General features: G+C 41.7%; 1 protein-coding gene. It reads right to left on the minus strand.

Annotated features, from left to right (window positions below; all coding sequences use genetic code 11):
- Positions 1-58: 58 nt before the first annotated feature.
- Entirely contained in the window at positions 59-1,174 is a 1,116-nt protein-coding gene (locus tag ACVRZH_RS10120) for an ISAs1 family transposase (protein WP_447455143.1), read from the minus strand.
- Positions 1,175-1,271: the final 97 nt, after the last annotated feature.

A 1,271-nucleotide genomic window follows, 5' to 3' on the forward strand; every position in this document is an offset into this window, starting at 1 on the left:
CACGACAAACGCATGAGAATGTCTTTTCCCCATTTTTCTCCCACAAACACTTTTTGACTTACAATAGTCGTTTTAAATACTGGTCAAAGGACAGACCAAGGACATATTTCTTACGGCGCATGCTCATTTTCTTTCCAAAGTCCAGCTGTTTTAGAACAGCTAGGCAGAATTTATCCATCACATTCAAATTAAAAGCTAACTGCTTGTTCAAGGTTTTATTCGCGTCTTCTCGAAAAACAACATCTAATAGCCAATGCATGCTCTCTATCTGCCAATGACCTCGTACATAGTCGCACAATTCCTTCGCACTAACCTGACTACTCAAGATAAAGTAGCGAGTATCTTCACTCTCTTGACCATTCTTAGTAATGCGAATACGAACTCGTCCGATACTCTGAATATGGCCCCATTCTGGATGAGCTTTGCGGAGCCAACAAGTATCGTTAATCACCTCATACTGTCTCAACTCGATTTGACCATGCGCTTTCTCAAGCGTCTCATAGCTATCATCTCGAACACTATCTGCCTCGAAAAAGGGGCGAATATCTTCTATAAGACCCTTCTGATTGTCTTTCACTGCCAAACAGTAATCTGCCTTCTTCTTGATAATCTTATCCGCAATTGCTTTCTGTGTACCCATGGCATCCATACTAACCATACAGCCCTTAACGGAAATCATGTCTAACAACTTCGGAATCGCTGTGATTTCATTAGATTTTTCATCTGTCGCCACTTGTCCATAAGAAATCCCTAAGTCTGTCGCATAAGCTGAGACAATGTGCAGAGCCTTCTGGGTTTGACTCGCATTCCCTTTAATCGTCTTCCCGTCAATTGCCACAAGACGTTTTGAAAAGCGAGTAAAATTCTTGGCTGATAGCTCTGCTTCTTCAAGGAGAGTAGACCACATCTGCGTTACTTCCACTAGAACTTGGGGATCTAAGGTCGCAAAGACACGTTGAAGCGTATCGTGAGACGGAATCCCATTTTCTAAGCTAAGAACGGTTCGCAAGGAAGACTCGTAGGCATTCCCAAATTCCTCTATTTCGTCCCAGTATTCTGCACCTGACAGGCGGGCAAAGAAAATGAGCAATACAATATCTGACAATGTGTGCTTAATTTTCCAAGACTCTCTCTCATCTCGAACATGTATTAAGAATTCTAGTATCTCGTTCATAACAAAATCCTCCGCTATCTCTAGTATAGCAGAGGATTCACTCTTAGTTTATGAAACTGTTATTTGAAAACGATGTTTTCTTCATGCGTTTGTCGTG

The organism is Streptococcus fryi (genome assembly GCF_053206505.1).

Bases quoted from the DNA above. Each gene is read 5' to 3' on its own strand.
- ACVRZH_RS10120 (WP_447455143.1), bottom strand. From the start codon at position 1,174: ATGAACGAGATACTAGAATTCTTAATACATGTTCGAGATGAGAGAGAG.